This is a genomic window from Thermogemmatispora argillosa, assembly GCF_059696725.1.
The window spans coordinates 5445940-5462738 of the sequence record NZ_AP019377.1; the positions used below are offsets into that span (position 1 = coordinate 5445940).

The 16799-nt window shown below is 60.9% G+C and carries 12 protein-coding genes; 5 read left to right on the plus strand and 7 right to left on the minus strand.

Features of this window, described 5'->3' with window-relative positions:
• Window positions 1-240 precede the first annotated feature (240 nt).
• The 4 genes from AC6H1L_RS21160 to AC6H1L_RS21175 all read right to left on the minus strand — a co-directional run bounded on the left by AC6H1L_RS21160 (window position 241) and on the right by AC6H1L_RS21175 (window position 4515).
• Entirely contained in the window at window positions 241-1260 is a 1020-nt protein-coding gene (locus tag AC6H1L_RS21160) for a Vgb family protein (RefSeq protein ID WP_497599435.1), read from the minus strand.
• A gap of 207 nt (window positions 1261-1467) precedes the next feature.
• A complete protein-coding gene (gene mtaB, locus AC6H1L_RS21165) occupies window positions 1468-2937 on the minus strand; it encodes a tRNA (N(6)-L-threonylcarbamoyladenosine(37)-C(2))-methylthiotransferase MtaB (protein WP_497599436.1) in 1470 nt (489 codons plus the stop codon).
• Window positions 2938-3444: 507 nt separating this feature from the next.
• Complete coding sequence (locus AC6H1L_RS21170; protein WP_497599437.1) at window positions 3445-4197, minus strand: DUF2085 domain-containing protein; 753 nt, start codon at window positions 4195-4197, stop codon at window positions 3445-3447.
• Window positions 4198-4254: 57 nt separating this feature from the next.
• On the minus strand, window positions 4255-4515 hold the full coding sequence (locus AC6H1L_RS21175; protein ID WP_497599438.1) for a glutaredoxin family protein: 261 nt from the start codon (window positions 4513-4515) through the stop codon (window positions 4255-4257).
• Between the two features lie 387 nt (window positions 4516-4902).
• Here AC6H1L_RS21175 and AC6H1L_RS21180 point away from each other — a divergent pair, with 387 nt between their 5' ends.
• Window positions 4903-7137 (plus strand): RNB domain-containing ribonuclease, encoded by a 2235-nt coding sequence (locus tag AC6H1L_RS21180; protein ID WP_497599439.1) that lies wholly within the window; start codon window positions 4903-4905, stop codon window positions 7135-7137.
• A 28-nt stretch (window positions 7138-7165) separates the two neighbouring features.
• Here AC6H1L_RS21180 and AC6H1L_RS21185 read toward each other — a convergent pair whose 3' ends face one another.
• Together AC6H1L_RS21185 and AC6H1L_RS21190 are read right to left on the minus strand one after the other, a co-directional pair.
• A complete protein-coding gene (locus AC6H1L_RS21185) occupies window positions 7166-7687 on the minus strand; it encodes an OsmC family protein (protein WP_497599440.1) in 522 nt (173 codons plus the stop codon).
• A gap of 205 nt (window positions 7688-7892) precedes the next feature.
• Window positions 7893-9323, minus strand: coding sequence for a cellulose binding domain-containing protein (locus tag AC6H1L_RS21190; protein WP_497599441.1), 1431 nt, complete (start codon window positions 9321-9323; stop codon window positions 7893-7895).
• Between the two features lie 406 nt (window positions 9324-9729).
• Between AC6H1L_RS21190 and AC6H1L_RS21195 the strand changes: the two genes are divergently transcribed.
• Window positions 9730-10152: an OsmC family protein gene (locus AC6H1L_RS21195; protein WP_497599442.1), complete on the plus strand. Its 423-nt coding sequence runs from the start codon at window positions 9730-9732 to the stop codon at window positions 10150-10152.
• Window positions 10153-10474: 322 nt separating this feature from the next.
• Window positions 10475-10675 carry a helix-turn-helix domain-containing protein gene (locus AC6H1L_RS21200; RefSeq protein WP_297160929.1) on the plus strand — a complete coding sequence of 67 codons (201 nt, stop codon included), beginning with the start codon at window positions 10475-10477 and terminating at the stop codon, window positions 10673-10675.
• Window positions 10676-11099: 424 nt separating this feature from the next.
• Here AC6H1L_RS21200 and AC6H1L_RS21205 read toward each other — a convergent pair whose 3' ends face one another.
• Complete coding sequence (locus AC6H1L_RS21205) at window positions 11100-11513, minus strand: YkvA family protein (RefSeq protein WP_497599443.1); 414 nt, start codon at window positions 11511-11513, stop codon at window positions 11100-11102.
• 594 nt (window positions 11514-12107) lie between these two features.
• Here AC6H1L_RS21205 and AC6H1L_RS21210 point away from each other — a divergent pair.
• Window positions 12108-14261 carry a molybdopterin oxidoreductase family protein gene (locus tag AC6H1L_RS21210; RefSeq protein WP_497599444.1) on the plus strand — a complete coding sequence of 718 codons (2154 nt, stop codon included), beginning with the start codon at window positions 12108-12110 and terminating at the stop codon, window positions 14259-14261.
• A 25-nt stretch (window positions 14262-14286) separates the two neighbouring features.
• Entirely contained in the window at window positions 14287-16764 is a 2478-nt protein-coding gene (gene nirB, locus AC6H1L_RS21215) for a nitrite reductase large subunit NirB (protein WP_497599445.1), read from the plus strand.
• The last annotated feature ends 35 nt before the right edge of the window (window positions 16765-16799 follow it).

The window sequence follows — 16799 nt, forward strand, 5'->3', positions numbered from 1 at the left end:
CCATAGGGCTGCGCGGCTCCGCCGCTTCAGCCGTCGGCCTGGACGTCTGGCGCTCTCCATCCGTGATCTCTGGCCAGGCCAGCAGGATGACCGGTTGGAATGAAGCTTGCCCATCCATACGTACGGACATCCATCCTGCTGGCCCAGCAGCCCATACGACGCCCTGGCGGAGCAGCGAGAAGAAAACCACCGCTCTGCAAACCGCTCCTGGGAGAGGAACGGTCGGCAGATCCGGCCAGATCAAGTCAACGTCAGCAGGCCAAGCTGATTGGCCCCTGCTTCGGTGAACCAGACTCGCTGCTGACTGACAGCGGCCACCCCGAAAGGAAAGCTGCTCGCAGTAGGTATCAGGTAGTAAAGAAAACGCTGCTGTTCTGGCACCAGGCGAGCGATAGCGTTAGCCGCCGCCACCGTTACCCAGACACTATTCGCATCCAGGGAGAGGCCATAGAGGCCGCCCGTTGAGCCATCGGGTGTCGGAGCATAGTAGCGCGTAAACTGGTGATTGAGAGGATCGAAACGCAGCAATAGATTATGAGCAAAGGTCGTGATCCAGACCTGGCCCTGCCGATCGACGGCGATCTCCATCGGCATCGCTCCTGCATCGGGCGTCACAAAGGTCGTGAGCTGCCCTGTATGAGGATCGAGATAGCCGATACGGTTCTGGCTGGACTCCGTGAACCAGAGATTGCCCTGGGCATCGCTGGCCAGGCCGTAGGGATTCAGCTGCTGAACCGTATGACGGGATGAGAGAGGATACTGACGCAGCTCGCCGGTCGCGGGATTCAGACACCCAAGGGCATCGGCATTCATCTCAGTAAACCAGACCTGGCCCTGCCGATCAAGGAGCAGCTCGTTTGGGGCAACCGGCAGAGTCAGCTGCTTCCCCTTATGAGCCGGGTCAGGAGCGGTCACCGTAGGCAGAGGATAGAGGCGGAAGCGACCCACGCGCGGGTCGTAGTGGCCGATATAGTTGGCATACTGCTCTGCGAACCAGAGCGTGCCATCAGAGGCCACTGCCATTCCCATTAAACCACCGCGCCCGTGCGGCGGGACCACGGTATGCCAGCGAGCACTTTGCGGATCGAACATCGCGATGAGATTGCTGGCCATGACCCCGAACCAAACCCGGCCCTGCTGATCAACCACTGGCCGCATGAGCATATCGCCCTCAGCATGGCGCGTCAGCGGATACTCACGGAAGCTCGCCGCTTGCACCAGAGCCGGCAAGGTCCCTGGCCGGCTAATCAGAGTTGGCACGCTTGTGGCACTCCTCGGAGCCGGTTGCTGGCCAGTTGCTGACTGAGCGCCGCTGCAAGCCGTCAGAGCCAGAAGGAGAGGGAGCAGCAGTGAGAAGAGGCGACAACAGCCCCACGAGCGCGCACGCGACACGTGCCGGTCTCGCGCTGGTTTCAGCTCAGGCAAGCGGGTAATACTACCGGGCATGCGTTCCACCCTCGTCCGAGGCTATGCGACCTCCCCCAGAAAGATACCGCGTGCCCCCTCCTCGGTCAGGTGCTCCAGGCGGACCAGCACAAAGGTGTTTTGCCAATTGCGCGTCTCGGCCTCCGGTAACCGTTCTACCTCCACGCGCACGTAGTTGTCGGTCAGTCCCTCCCAATAGCCTTGCTTGCGCTGTTCCAGCAGAACCTGAACGGTCTGTCCCAAGAAACGGCTGCGGAACTGGCGCGACAGCTCTGAGGCCAGGGCCAGCATGCGTTCGCTGCGGGCCCTCTTGACCTCCTCCTTGACCTGAGAGGACATGCGGGCTGCCGGCGTGCCCTGACGGGGGGAGAAACGGAAGACGTGGCAGCGAGCAAAGCCTAGCTCTGCCGCCAGCGCGTACGTTTGGGCAAAATCCTCCTCGCTCTCGCCTGGGAAGCCCGTAATAATATCAGTGCTAATGGCGATATCTGGAATCAGACGGCGGGCCGTTGTGACGATCGTCCGATAGCGCTCAGTCGTATAGCGCCGTCCCATGCGGCGCAGAATAGCATCCGAGCCGCTTTGCAAAGGCAAATGCAGATGGCGACAGAGGCGCGAATTTTCCCACAGCTCCAGCCATTCCAAACGAAAGTCCTCCGGCTCGAGTGAAGAGACCCGGATACGGGCAATCGACGTCTCGCGAAGCAAAGCGGCCAACAGATCCCCAAGGTCTTGCTGGGGATTCTCGGGAGGGTGGTAGTCGCCCAGATGAACGCCGGTCAGCACTACCTCCTTATAGCCCGCACGTGCTTTGCGTCTGACGTGCTCTACAACGGAGGCGATGCTGCGGCTGCGTGAGCCGCCGCGCACATACGGGACAATGCAATACGTGCAGCGATTGTCGCAGCCATCCTGAACCTTGATCTGAGCACGCGTCCGTGAGAAAGGAGGGCGCCAGTTATCAGGCAGCGTCAGAGACGAGAGACTATCGGCATTATCGGGGACGGGCTCCTCATCGAATGGGACATCGCTGCCAATGTGGTAGCTATCGAGCGGCAGCATAGGCAAAGCTCGCCCTGAGCCCCGTCCCTGCTGCCGATAGCCGGGCACGACGGTCGTGGCCTTGCCCTCGGCACTCTGCTTCCCTTGTTGGAGCCGCTGGCGGATGGCCTCGACCAGGGAAGTTTTGCCGCTGTTGCCGACCACCAGATCAACGCCAGGCAGAGAGGCCACCGCTTGCGGATTGGCCTCTGCATAACAGCCCGTCACCACCAGCAGAGCCTGGGGATGGCGGCGATGCACCTGGTGGATCAGCGCGCGCGAGCTGCGGTCACCCAGATGGGTAACGGTACACGTATTGACAATATAGACATCCGCCGGCTCGTTAAAATCCTGTTGCACGAAGCCGGCAGCATGCATCTGCTCGCTAATTGCTTCGCTATCGGCCTGATTGACCTTGCAACCCAACGTAGCAATAGCAAATGTGGCCGGTGCCCGTTCTGAAAGGCTCATACGATCCCCAACTCTCTCCAAAAGCTCGCTCCATCCAGGCTGAACAATCCAGTCGGCTCACCTGGAGCTGCTCAACTGACCTCCGCTTGGCCCCTTGCCCCCTGCTCTCTCTCGCGCCTCTTCCTGCTCAGGAGGAGAATCTCCCTCCCTGGAGGACTGACTGTTCCTTCCCCCGCAACCTTCCCCGTGTCCTCGCTCTCTACCGCCTGCCTTCTTCTGAGTGAACACAAGCGAGCGAGGGGAGAGGGAGATAGCCAGGCTATGGAAGGCTATAGGGCATTTCCCTCCGCATGCAGAGTGAGTATCTAACAGAGAGCCTTCCACTGTCAAGCGGCGAGAGTGGCGCTCCTGGTCGGCGTAAGCTCCGTCGCACCAGCCAATCCCTATGGAAGTGTCTCCATCTCCCCGGGCGGAGCTCTGGGGGGCTATCAGCGCCCCGGTCTCGCTTTCCTGCCAGCCGAAGAGCCGGAAAAAACCTGACAAACCCGGCAAGGCGGGCCGCTTCCCTCACTGGGCATCTGGCTGGCTCAGTGGCACAGTGGGCCTGGAAACCTCCGTGCTGGCCATCCCGCTCGGAGGCGCAGCAGAGGCATTGACAGGAGAAGGAGCGCTGTCGAGGCCCAGGGCAGCGGGGGCCGGTGCGGCCCAGGACTGGGAGGCCAGCGCCTGGCGGAGCTGCACAGCAGCGGTCATCTGGGGGGTCACGACGAGATTGCGCTCGATCAGGGGCAGCACAAAAAGCACGTTGCCCAGCCCGAAGATCGTGCCTGTCAAAACGCGCAGCAGGGGCGTACTCTCACGCCAGCCGAACATCTGTGTAAAGCCATCCAGGGCGATCGGGAGCAGCGTCACGGCCCATAGCCACCAGGGGATACCAGGCAGGCGACGTTTACTCAACACGAAGGCCAGGGAGCCCACGAACATCGACGCATAGATCGAAAAATTGCGCTCGCACATCCCAAGGGGATGACCAAAGATGTAGAAGGAGTGGGAAGGTATTTGAGCGCAGATGAGATGAAGGGCAAAGTAGATTGGGCGAGCAACCGAATCTAGCCCGAAGTAGAACAAGAAAGGAACGCTCACCGCCAGCAGCACAATGCTCCCCAGCAGAGCGGTTACTCCATGAGCCCAATAACGCAGCAACAGCGTGCCCAGGCCTTCAGCAAGCGCGTTCAAGCGAGCGGAACGACGCCGGCGAGGCGCAGGCGTAGGGCGAACCAGCGGCTGAGGGAGTGAAGAGACTCCCTGATCGAGGGCCATGAGCCTGATCCTCCTCTTCTCAACTGAACAGATGGAGACACAACCTCTATTGATGAATCAAGGCAACTGGAAGGCTTTTAGCAGATCGCCATACTCAATGCGCCCTTCCAGCATCTGCCCATTGACGATAATGACCGGAATACGATAGCGATACAGCTCGAACAGTTCTGGGTTGCCGCGAATATCGATCTCCGTCAGGTCGAAGTCCACCTGGCTGGCGAGATCTTCCAGCATCTCGCGGGCCTCATCGCACAGGTGGCAGCCTGCTTTCGTATAGAACGTCACCTGTGGCGGAGACTGCTGCTTGTGCCGACTCACGCTCTTCACTCCATCCTCGTAGGGCCTGCCAGTCTTCTCACGAAGGGCAGGGGATGGATGCCCCCAGGCCAAGGCTAACCAGCGAGCTTCCATCTCTCAGCGGAAATGATACCACGCCTCCCAGGTTGGCGACAAGCGGGAAATGGGCGCGTCTGGACAAAGTGCCGTGGATATGCTGCAAGATAGACTGTATCCCTATATACGGCCTTTGGCTTTGTCTATAGATCTTGATTAGTGATACAATACAATATATTCATGGGATCTTCTCCTGCCGAGTAACGTGAAATGTGAGGAAGTAGGATGGCAACTGACGCAGCTGAGAGAGAGAGAAGCAGCAAGCGCTTTTCGGAAGCGGCCCGAGCTGAAGCGAGGGAAGCCGTCGGCAGAGTGGCCGCTGTACTGGAGGGGCGACCGCAGGTAAGAGGGATCACCATTGACGGTCCTGCCTCGCGCGATCTCGATGATGCTCTCTGGCTGGAGCCGTTGCCTGCGGGTGGGGCCCTGCTGCAGATCAGTATCGCCGATGTAGCCTCCATCGTCACCCCGCAGCTGACCCCAGCCCTGGAGCGCGAAGCACGGCAGCGGGCCTTTACGCGCTACTACGCCAAGCATACGGCGCCGCTTCTGCCACGACTCCTGAGTGAGGGACACCTGAGCCTACTCGAAGGCCAGCCGCGTCCCGCCCTGACGCTCACTCTTCCGTTTGATGCTGAGTGGCAGCCGGGTGAGCCGCGCCTCGCTCTGACCTGTTGCACAAGCGTGAGACGCCTCTCATACGCCGAAGCTGATGCCTTGCTGAGTGAACCAGAGGACCCGCTGGCGGGCATGGTGCGCGCCTTATACCGTCTTGCTGAGCAACTCTTCCAGCTACGGCGTGCGCGTGGCTCGCTGGCTCTCTATGACCTGCATCGCGGCTGGGCCACCAGCGAAGAGGGCTTTCTCCTCCCTCTCAGTAGCGAGCAGCGGCACCGCTCTTATCTCCTGATCCAGGAGTGCATGATTCTGGCCAATCAAATCTGCGCACAGCTTCTGGCCCAGCGCGGTCTACCGGCCCTCTACCGCAATCACTGTTCCAAACCGATCGCTCCCACCGGGGAAGTGCTACGCGAGATGCTGGAGACAGCTGTGCTGCGACCTGATCAAGTACGAGCGGAGCAGGTCAGCGCTACGATTCAGCTCGTTGTCGAGCGCGCTACCTATGCGCCAACCCTGCGCGGACACTTTGGGCTCCAGCTACCGGCCTACCTGCATCTGACCTCGCCGCTCCGGCGCTATGCCGACCTTGTCAATCAGCGCATTCTGCTCTCCCTACTGCAAGGGCAGGATGCCTGTGCGCTTCCCGAGCGCGAGGAGCTGGAGAAGATCGCCAGCCATCTCAACGAAGTTGAGCGCAGCCTCAAGGCGGAGAAACCGGCCTACTTTCTATCTCTTTACGAACAACAGCTTCAGCGGCAAGTCGAGGAGGCACTTGCTCAACAGGGAGACAGCCCCCGCCCTCTGGCCGGACTGGACGCGCGTCGCTTTCATAGCCTGATACGGATCGCGGCGCAGTCGCAGCTCCTGCCACCGATCATCGAAGAGGAGATTCTCGCCCGGCTGCAAGCCGACGCTCTCGGTCCGCATGACCTTTTCACGCTCCTCTTTCGCTTCCCCACGGCAGGCCAGACCTGGGAGCGGATTAAACGGGCGGCCCTCCATTCCCTGTGTCGTCAGCCGCAGCACGCCGTTAGCCTGCTAGCGATGGGACAGCAAATACTGAGCTGGGAGGCCCCCACCTATGAAGAAGAAACCCTCTCTGAGAAGGGAGAGCCGCCCACGTTTACCGCCTGTGCCAGCTTGTGCCTGGAGGGCCAGCGCTACCGCTCAGCAGCCTATCGGGCCCAACGCAAAGATCGGGCGCGGCAGCTTGCCTGTGCCGATCTGCTCGTCAGAATCAGCGGCCTTGAACTGAAAGAGGAAGAGATCTCTGCTCTCCTTCAGGTTCCTCCCAGCCAGCACTGTCTGAACGCCTTAGTGCGCGGGTCTGATCAGGAGGCAAGTGCCGCCTGGGGAGTACAGGAGCAACCGGAAAGAGCGGGCGGTCCAGAGCCGGTGGCTGATGAGATCAGCAACTACAAGGGAACACTGCAGGAGCTGGCCCATCAGCAGCGCTGGGGCACACCGCGCTATCGCCTGCTCGCCCGCAGTGGACCGGCCCACGCGCCCCACTTTACCGCAGAATGCGAGCTGATCATCGCCGGGCAGTGCTACCGGGCCAGCGGTCAGGGCTCGAGCAGGGTCCGGGCTGAACAAGAGGCCGCCCGCAATCTCCTGCTACACCTGCCTCTGCCGTCCGAGCAACGCCAGGATCTGCCGAGCATCGCTGAATGTTCTGCTATGCGTCTGCTAAATGAAATGCTTCAAAGGCAGCGCATTGAGCGCGTCGAGTATGCCTATACACAGAGTGGAACACCCCAAGAACCCGCATTCACCGCCACCTGCATCGTGACCCTGCGCTCCGGGCGCCTGGTCAACACGAGCGCTCAGGGCAGAACCAAACGGGCCGCCGCCAGAGCAGCAGCTCTGGAAATGCTCAAAGCCTTGCGCACCCTGGCGGATGAGCAAGGCTTTGAGAACCACTGAGCGTGTCGAGAGAGCAGGGCACAGAGACTCAGTCGGAGAGAAGCGTGGCGTGTAAGGGAATAGCTTTCTCGATTGTCTGCCCCACGGGCGAAGTACGCAGCACGTGCTGATGGAGTTCCTCAAGTACCTCCTGTGGGGCATCGGCTTTCAGATGCACGCGCACGTCGATGCCAGAGTAGCCGGCGTGTCCCTCTCGCAAACCAAGAAATACGGGCAAGTCGATATGGCCCTCTAGCTCAACGCGCAGCTCCTGAATCTGAATACCGCGCAGAGCAGCATTGGCGGTGTAGCCGATGGCCAGGCAGCTTCCCAGCGCGCCAAGCAGCTGCTCCACCGGATTAGGCGCGGTATCGCTGCCCCCAAGCGCCTTGGGCTCGTCCGCATAGCTGGGAGGGAGATCGCGGATACGAATCTCATTCAAAAAGCCACCTCGCCAAGTCACCTCGGCCTTCCAGAGCGTGTCACCAGCCGCCGGCTCGTCCTGCAGCTTCGTACGCAAGGCCGCGATGGCCGCGGTATCGACGCCGTTCACCGTCGCAGGTGTGCTCACTTGATCCTCCAAAATTGACTAACTAGATCAAGAAAATCAACTTTTGGGTAAGTATACGGCAAGGAGGGCTGGCTGTCAAGAGGGAAGCGGGAGCAAGGGCGAGGAAAAAGGAGCTTCCCCACTGCACTCGTGAACGTGCGGTGGGGAAGCGGGCTGCGAGCAGCAAGCCAGCGGCTTTCTGGCCAAGCAAGGCCAGGCGAGACAGCTAGCTCGTTGTATAAGTCACAGGTGTATAGGCGTTCGGGCAGGAGGAACCGCAGCTACTGGGATAGCTAAAGTAGTAGATGCGGCCATTGTTGATGAGCTGGTTATTAACATCATAGACGCGGATCGCGTACTGATTGCCTCCTGGCGTAGTGGGCAGAATCACGTAGTCATTGCCCATATCGGCATCCATCTGAGCATGGACCCAGGTGCCATTTTGATAGTAGTCGACCCCGTGGATGCCGTTAGGCAGATGCGTGATCGAGATGGCCGACCAGTAGGGATTCGCCCCTTGCAGGAAAGCAATGCGGATATCGCCCGTATAGTTCGGCGCCGGAATGAACTGCCAGCTAATCTGGCGATTGTTCCAGGCGTTGGGGTACATATTGCCCACCGGCTGACCATTGATCTGGAACTGGTTCAGCGCGCGCTGGACGATATCCAGATGATAGGGATCATCGCGGCACCAGGCATTGCCATCCTGGCAGCTATCGGCCACCACCAGATCGAGCGTAGCGCCAGTATACTGATCATTGACCCAGGTCCCATTGCGGCAGAAGGGCTGGTTCGGGGCCCCGTCGTTAATGCCAGTACAATAGGCCCCGATGGTCACGCGCACCCAGCGCCCGCAATTGAGACCATTGTCAAAGGCGCCGATCAGATTGGCCTCCTGAGCTGGGATGGGACGCGGCAGATAGGTGCTGTAGTCGCCCGGCGTATTCTGTACATTCAGGGCCACATAGTAGGGCGAATCGATATAACCCTCGGGAACACCGCAGCCGCCGTAAGGCCCTCCCACACCGGAGAACCAGGTAGCGTTACCTGTGTGGACGCCATCCAGCGGCAAGGTCGTACTGGCAACCACAGGGATGCCTGGCGTGGGGGTCGATGTAGCGCTAGCCGTCGCTGTTGGCGTCAGCGCTGGAGTAGGCGTCGGGGTAGGCGAGGGGGTCGCGGCGACAGTTGGCGTCGGCGTCGTACCTGGCGTAGCTGTAGCGCTGCTGCCGCTGTTGCAGGCATTGCCATTCACCGCAAAGTTGGTCGGCACCGGGTTGCTCGTAGTCCAGGTGCCATTGAAGCCAGGATTAACAGTGCCGTTCGCCGGAACATTGCCGTTCCAGCTCGCATTCGTGACGGTGACATTCTGCCCCGATTGGCTGAACACGCCATTCCAGCCCTGAGTGACGCTCTGCCCACTTGCTGGGAAAGTAAAGGTCAGCGTCCAACTGCTCCAGGCGGAGCCACTCGTATTCTGAATCACGATGTTGGCTCCGAAGCCACCAGGCCACTGGCTGGTAATGGTATAGGTGACCTGACAATAGGAGGCGGCGTAACTGACCCGGGCCCGGCCGAGCAGACCGGCTACCAGGGCACAGATCACCACCACGGTCAGGCCGATCAATAGGAAGCGCGAGCGTCCAATACTCCTCATTCCGCTTCTCCTTGCACAGTGAGCCAGTCGTGAGCCAGGCTGGCGGGCGAAGGGTTATGTATGATGGAGGCCGACCTGCCGACCCGGCTCCAGTGCTTCTGCCTCAGTATAGAGGAAAGGGAGCCGTCACAGCCAGAGCAGGTAGCAGTCATCTGCAAGACAGTGAAGGGATCAGCGAGGGGAGGTAGCCCCGGCTGCTCAAGATCGGATCGGCTAGCAGCCTGCTCCGTGAGGGGCAGGCGCTACGGCTGGGCATGGTACAATACAAGACACGTGGGCCAGCCAGAGCAGCGGCTAGCCCGCGCTCCCTCTCCGACCTGACCAGAGGGACCAGGGGGTTGCGCCTGGGGAAAGCCAGGCTCATCATAGCGATCGCAGAAGGAGAGAAAACTGCGGAGGTAATGCCATGACACTGGCTGTGGCGGCGCGACTGCGCCTGCAGGAGGACATGACTTTTCTCGCCGAGACGAACAGTGGCAAACTGCTGCAACTGACAGCGGCTGCCGAGCAGGGAGGAGGGGAGGGCGAGCTGCGCCCGATGGAGTTGCTACCTGTGGCTTTGGCGGCCTGCACGGGCATCACCGTGCTATCCATTCTACGCAAAAAGCGCCTGCGAATTACCGCTTATGAGGTCGTTGTCCAAAGTGAGCGGGCGGAGCACCACCCACGTGTCTTTACTGCCTTTCATCTGGAGCATCGTATTGCCGGCATTGCGCTTGACCGGGGGGTGATTGAACGCGCTATTGAACTCAGCGAAACCAAATATTGCCCTGTCAGTGCCATGCTGCGAGCTGCGGCCTCGATCACTCACAGCGTCACGCTCCTATGAAGCGGACGCTGTGCTCCAGGCAGCAGCGCGACGAGCGTGTTCAGGGGGCCAAGAAGGGGCTGGAAAGAGGCTTGTCAGAGGCTCTCGGAAACGGTATGATAGACGCATCTCGATGCCAATGCTGCAGACACAGAAAACCGTCGTGGCAGTTCCGGGGCGGGAGAGGGGCCGACCCGGCAAGGCGCTGGTGACAGCGCGGCACAGGCCCAAGGGAGGGCACCAGGCGGGGGCGGCTCTGGGGATTCGTTCCCCATGTTCTTTCTTCCTCTCTTCCCCTGAGAGCGGCTGTGTCGGACCGGTTGTCTGCGAAGGAGAGAAGGTTATGGATCGACATCTGGATGTGGAAGAACTGCTCACTATCAGCGAAGTCGCACAGCTCTTGCGAGTCGATGCTACCACGGTCAGGCGCTGGGTCAAGGAGGGTTTGCTAGAGGGGGTACGCCTGCCTCGGGCCAGTCAACGCCAGAGTTACCGCATTAAGCGCTCGACTCTGGAACGGCTCCTGGGAGAGGGGCAGAAGTGAAGTAGCGTCGCATCGCTCATCGGCTGGTGGCCGCTGAGCTGAGAGCTGGCTGTGGACATAGCTGGCGATCACTGTGGGTGTGGTGGCTGCCCCTCGGCAACTGAGGCGCGGCCTGCAGGCGTGGTCAGAGGGACTCTGGTCTCTGTAGTCTGTGTCTCTTATTTCTCTCCTCGGTTGAGGAACAGGTTGTCTGATTGGGGGGCGTGTCTCCTGATTGCTGTGGCATCGAGTCGTTTTGCCAGTGAATGAGAGGGAGGCAAGAGCGACCGTCGTGAAGCGAAGCAGGGAACACGCCCTGGACTCGATACCGCTGTTGTTCTGATTGCTCTCGCTATTCTCGGGCCAAGACGTTTTTTGACAATGCTACCTGGCGATGTCGCCGGGTAGCTTCTCTTCTGTGAGGCGGGCCCGCTGGTCTCTGAGTCTAATGGCTGGGAAAGAGGTGAGGCTTGTTGAGAACCCAGAGCGCCAGAAGAAGGGCTAATCCCCCCCATACGACCAGGACAAGTAGCATGCCTCCTCGAAAGGGTTGCCTCTCCTTCTGGGCCAGAGCGGTCGAGGCTCGGGCCCGGCTTTCTTCAAGGATGGCTGGCGGCAGCAGCTTGATGGCTAAGAGAATGCCTAGCGGCAAAATAACCAGATCGTCAAGGTAGCCAATGACAGGAAGGCAGTCAGGAATCAGGTCAATGGGACTGAAGGCATAACTGAGCAAGCCAAGAAGCAGTAGACGATGGTACCAGGGAAGCCGTGGGTCGCGATAGGCTAGGATCAGGGCATAGAGGTCCTGGCGCATCCGATGGGCCCACGTTTGCCAGCGCTCTCTCAGTCCTCGTTTCACTGCTGTAGTTTTCTCCTCCTTTCTCTTCCCTCTGTCATCTTCCTCTGGCTAGTATACGCCGCCTTCCAATGGTCGCCTCCTCTCGGCTTTCGCCAGGCTGCTCGCCTCAGCCGGGGCCCCTAGCTGTGCGCTCGGCTAGAGGAGGGGAACAGCATCAGGTAGACAGGCAAGCGATATTATTCATATAGCCTGGCGCTATTTCTAATACCGGCTGCCTGACAGCGAAATTGTATAAATCGCACAAAAGACCGGTGGGAATCTCCTGACATTCTGCTGATAGCAAGGCAAAAAACCACGTGGTAATGTATAGTCACAACAGAAAACTGTGCATATTAACCAGTCAACGCATGCAAAGTCGCAGCCCAGCATCGCCGACGGGCCAGTTTTGTAGAAGGTCGGTTGGCCAACCGGGCCACCGCGCAGAGTCAATCGGACAGCACTGCCGCTGCACCTGTTCCCCGTTCCCCAGCCCATGCGAGCCAGACCGAGGAACAGTGAGCTATTTCAGACATATCCACCTGTCCGACCAACGTAGCGAAGCCATCTCTCCACGGGAGATGGCTCTCCCACGTCTCAAGCCAGGGAGAAAGAGCCGTGCAGCAGCAGTCACCCTATCAACCCGAACCGCAGCCGCAACAAGCGACCGCACCACGGAAGAGCGGCGAAGGATATACTGCAACGCACTGCCCATATTGCGCCTTTCAGTGTGGCATTGTCCTGGGGGGCAGCCCACAGCGGCCCTGGATCGAGGGAGATAGACGTTTCCCCGTGAACAGGGGAGGGCTGTGCCTCAAGGGCTGGACCTCTCCTGAGACCCTGGCCCACGCTGAACGCCTGCAGAGACCGCTCAAGCGCCAGCCTGACGGGCGCCTGCTTCCAGTCTCCTGGGATGAGGCTTTAGAGAGCATTGTGCACTCTGTCCAGGTGACCCAGCAGCGCTACGGAAAGGACGCCGTCGGCGTCTTTGGTAGCGGGGCCCTGACGAACGAGGAGGCCTATCTGCTCGGCAAATTTGCCCGTCTTGCCCTGAACACCTCCCAAATTGACTATAACGGGCGCTTCTGCATGTCTTCAGCGGCGGAGGCAATGAATCGCGCCTTCGGCCTCGACCGAGGTCTGCCATTCCCCCTGGAGGACCTGGCCCAAGCCGAAGTTATTGTCCTGGCCGGGAGCAACATCGCCGAGACCATGCCGCCGCTGATGCAGTACCTGGACCGGCAGCAGCGGGCGGGCGGCCTCCTCATCACTATTGATCCTCGCCACAGCATCACGGCGCGCTTCGGCCAGCTCCATCTGCGGCTGACCCCTGGCAGCGATGCGGCGCTGGCCAACGGCTTGCTTCACATTCTCATCCGCGATGGCCTCATCGACGAAGCATACATTAGCCAGCGCACCAGCAACTTTGCTGCAGTACGAGCAATGGCCGCAGCCTACTGGCCGGAGCGGGTTGAACGTCTGACGGGCGTACCAGAGCGAGATCTGACAGAGGTCGCCCACCGGCTGGCACGGGCTGACTCGGCCATCATTCTCACCGGGCGCGGCGTCGAGCAGCAACGCCAGGGGGTCATGAACGTCCTGGCCTACATCAACGTGGCCCTGGCCCTCGGCCTGGTTGGCAAGCCAGGAAGCGGCTTCGGAAGCCTGACCGGCCAGGGCAACGGCCAGGGCGGCCGCGAACATGGCCAGAAAGCTAATCAGCTGCCGGGGTATCGCCGCATCGATGACCCGGCAGCCAGGGCCCACATTGCCCGCGTCTGGGGCATCGATGAACAGGAACTACCCGGCCCGGGTCGCTCCGCCTACGAGATGCTGACCAGCCTCGGCACACCCAACGGGGTGCGCTGCCTCTTCGTCATGGGCAGCAACCTGGCAGTCTCTGCCCCCAACGCCCTACACATCGAAGAACGGCTGGCAGCCCTCGACTGCCTCATTGTCTGCGACTTCTTCCTCTCCGAGACAGCGCGGCTTGCCACGATCGTCCTCCCAGTGACCCAGTGGGCCGAAGAGGAAGGCACGCTCACCAATCTGGAAGGACGCGTGATCCATCGACGGCGCGCCTTTCAGCCGCCCTCCGGTGTCTGGGACGAGATCAGCGTACTCTGCGAGCTTGCCCGGCGCCTGGGCAAAGGCCAATACTTCCCCTTCAACAGCGCACGCGAGGTCTTCGAGGAGCTGCGCCGCGCCAGCGCAGGGGGACTGGCCGACTACGCCGGTATCACCTACGAAAAGATAGATGCCCAACAAGGGGTCTTCTGGCCATGCCCATCTCAAGAGCACCCGGGCACTCCTCGCCTCTTTGGCGATGGCTTCCCCACAGCTGACGGACGCGCCCGCTTCCATGTCACTCACTACCGGGGCCCCGGCGAAGAACCAGACCATGACTACCCCCTCTACCTCAGCACGGGGCGCATCCTGACCCACTACCAGTCTGGCAGTCAAACAAGGCGCATTGCCCACCTGCTGGCGCTCAGTCCAGAGCCGCTGATCGAGATCCATCCGACAACGGCCAGCTCATACGGCCTTCAAGAAGGGGACCTCGCTCTGCTCTCAACGCGCCGGGCCAGCATGCAAGGCCGCATCAGAATCAATGAGATGATTCGCGAAGACACGCTCTTTGTACCATTTCACTGGGGAGATACCCAGGCAGTCAACCGCTTGACGAATCCTGCGCTCGACCCCACCAGCCGCATGCCAGAGTTTAAAGTCTGCGCAGCGCGCATTGAGCGCCTCACGAATCCAGGCGAATAGCCCACCCAGGGAGGGAGTAAGAGAGATGACGCGGAAACAGCGACTAGTGGTCATTGGCAACGGCATGGCAGGAGCACGCCTTGTCGAAGAGATGATCAGCCGTCCAGGAGGAGAGCACTACGAGATCACCATCCTGGGAGCCGAACCCTATGGTAACTACAACCGCATCCTGCTCTCAGGAGTCCTGGCCGGACACTACAGCCCAGAACACATCTTTCTCCACCCCCTAGCCTGGTATCAAGAACATGGGATCAGGCTACATGCAGGCCGAGCCGCCACAGGCATCGACTGGCAGAACCACCGCGTGCAGACCGCCGACGGTGACTGGGAGCCTTACGACCGCCTTGTCATCGCTACCGGTAGCAGTCCCTTTCTCCCACCCCTGGAGAACCTTCTCCAGGAAGATGGGCGACTGATAGCAGGCGCCTTTACCTTCCGCAGCCTGGACGACTGCCAGGCGATCCTGGCCCACAGCCGCTACGCCCGGCGCGCCGCCGTCATAGGCGGCGGACTCCTCGGATTAGAAGCCGCCAGCGGCCTCCTCAAACGGGGCCTGGAAGTACACCTCATTCATCGCTCCCCGCATCTGCTCAACCTCCAACTTGACCCTGCAGGCAGCGCCATCCTGGCGCGGCTGGTCAGCGAACAAGGGGTCCAGCTCCACCTTGGCAAGGAAACGACTGCCATCCTCGGAGAGGATCAGCTCTCCGGCTTGCGTTTCAGCGACGGCAGCGAACTGGCCTGTGACCTCTGCATCATCGCCACCGGAACCACTCCTAACACCGAACTGGCCCGCGCCGCCGGTCTAGCCGTCAAGCGTGGCATCATCATCGATGACGACCTGGCCTGCAGCGTCCCTGACATCTTCGCCCTCGGCGAGTGTGCCGAACACCGCGGACGGACCTATGGCCTGGTCGCCCCCCTCTGGGAGCAGGCCCGTATCCTGGCCGAACGCCTGACCGACAGTGCCAGCCACAAGCAGTACACCGGCTCAGCCATCTCGACACGGCTCAAAGTCAGCGGCCTTGACCTGACAGTCATGGGAGACAAGGAGCCGGCGACCTACCGTGATGAAGTGATTACCTACGCCGAACCGACCCGCGGCATCTACAAGAAATTGATCGTGCGCGAGGGGCGTCTGCAAGGCGCCATCCTGCTGGGCGACCTCCCCGGCAGCATCCCCGCCGCTCGCCTGGTGCAACTCTTCCATCGCGGTGACCCGCTCCCCGCTAACCGCGCCGAACTGCTCTTCCCATGCAGCGGGGGGAAGCAGCAAACCCTGTCGGTGGCAGACCTTCCCGACGACACGCAGATCTGCAACTGTAACGGCGTCACCAAAGGCACCATTCTCGCCGCCGTGCGCGCGGGCAAACGCAGCCTCAAGGCCCTCTGCGAAGCTACCCGTGCCGCCACCGGCTGTGGCTCCTGCAAGAACCAGGTTCAGGAGCTGCTCGTCGCAGCCTGCGAGGGCGAAGTAGTAGAAGATCCCTCGGTGCACTACTACGTACCGGCCATTCCGCTGACCAAGCCCGAGCTGGTACGCGTCATCAAAGAGCGCGGCCTGCGCAGCGTCTCCGCCGTCTTCCAGGCCCTGGCCAACGGCAAAGAAGACCCCACGAGTAAAGCCGGATTGGCCTCGCTGCTAAAGACGATCTGGGGCAAAGACTACGAGGACGAACGCGACGCACGCTTTATTAATGACCGCGTGCACGCCAACATTCAGAAAGATGGCACATTCAGCGTGGTGCCACGCATCTACGGCGGCGTTACCACGCCCGAGCAGCTGCGACGCATCGCAGACGTCGCCGAAAAGTACCACGTACCCCTGGTCAAGATCACTGGTGGCCAACGCATCGACCTGGTCGGCGTGCGGAAAGAGCAACTACCCGCGATCTGGAGGGATCTCGGCATGCCCTCCGGTCACGCCTACACCAAGGCTTTCCGCACCTGCAAAACCTGCCTGGGCAGCGACTTCTGCCGCTACGGCCTTGGCGACAGCACCGCCCTCGGCATCAAAATCGAGAAGCGCTATCAGGGCATCGAAATGCCCCATAAGGTCAAGCTGGCTACCGCCGGCTGCCCCCGCAACTGCTCAGAGGCCACCACCAAAGATCTGGGCGCCGTCGCTATCGAGGGAGGCCGCTGGGAAATCTACGTCGGCGGAGCCGCCGGCTCCCGCGTCCGCAAAGGCGACCTGCTCTGTACCGTCAATACACATGACGAGGTCCTGCTCTACATGGGACGCTTCATGCAGTACTACCGAGAGAACGCTAAATACCAGGAACGCAGCTACGACTTTGTAGAGCGCGTTGGCATCGAGCATCTGCGGCGCGTCTTGGTCGAGGACACTGAGGGCATCTGCGCGCGGCTCGATCGCGAAATCCAGGCCGCCGTCGATGCCTATGTTGACCCCTGGCAGCGCGAGGCCGAACAGCCGGTAACCCCCACGCAGTTCAGCGAGACCCTGGAAGCTACCCCTGCCTCTCTGGGAACGGGCAATTGATCACGGAGCAGAGCGCAAAGGAGGAGACGAGCAAG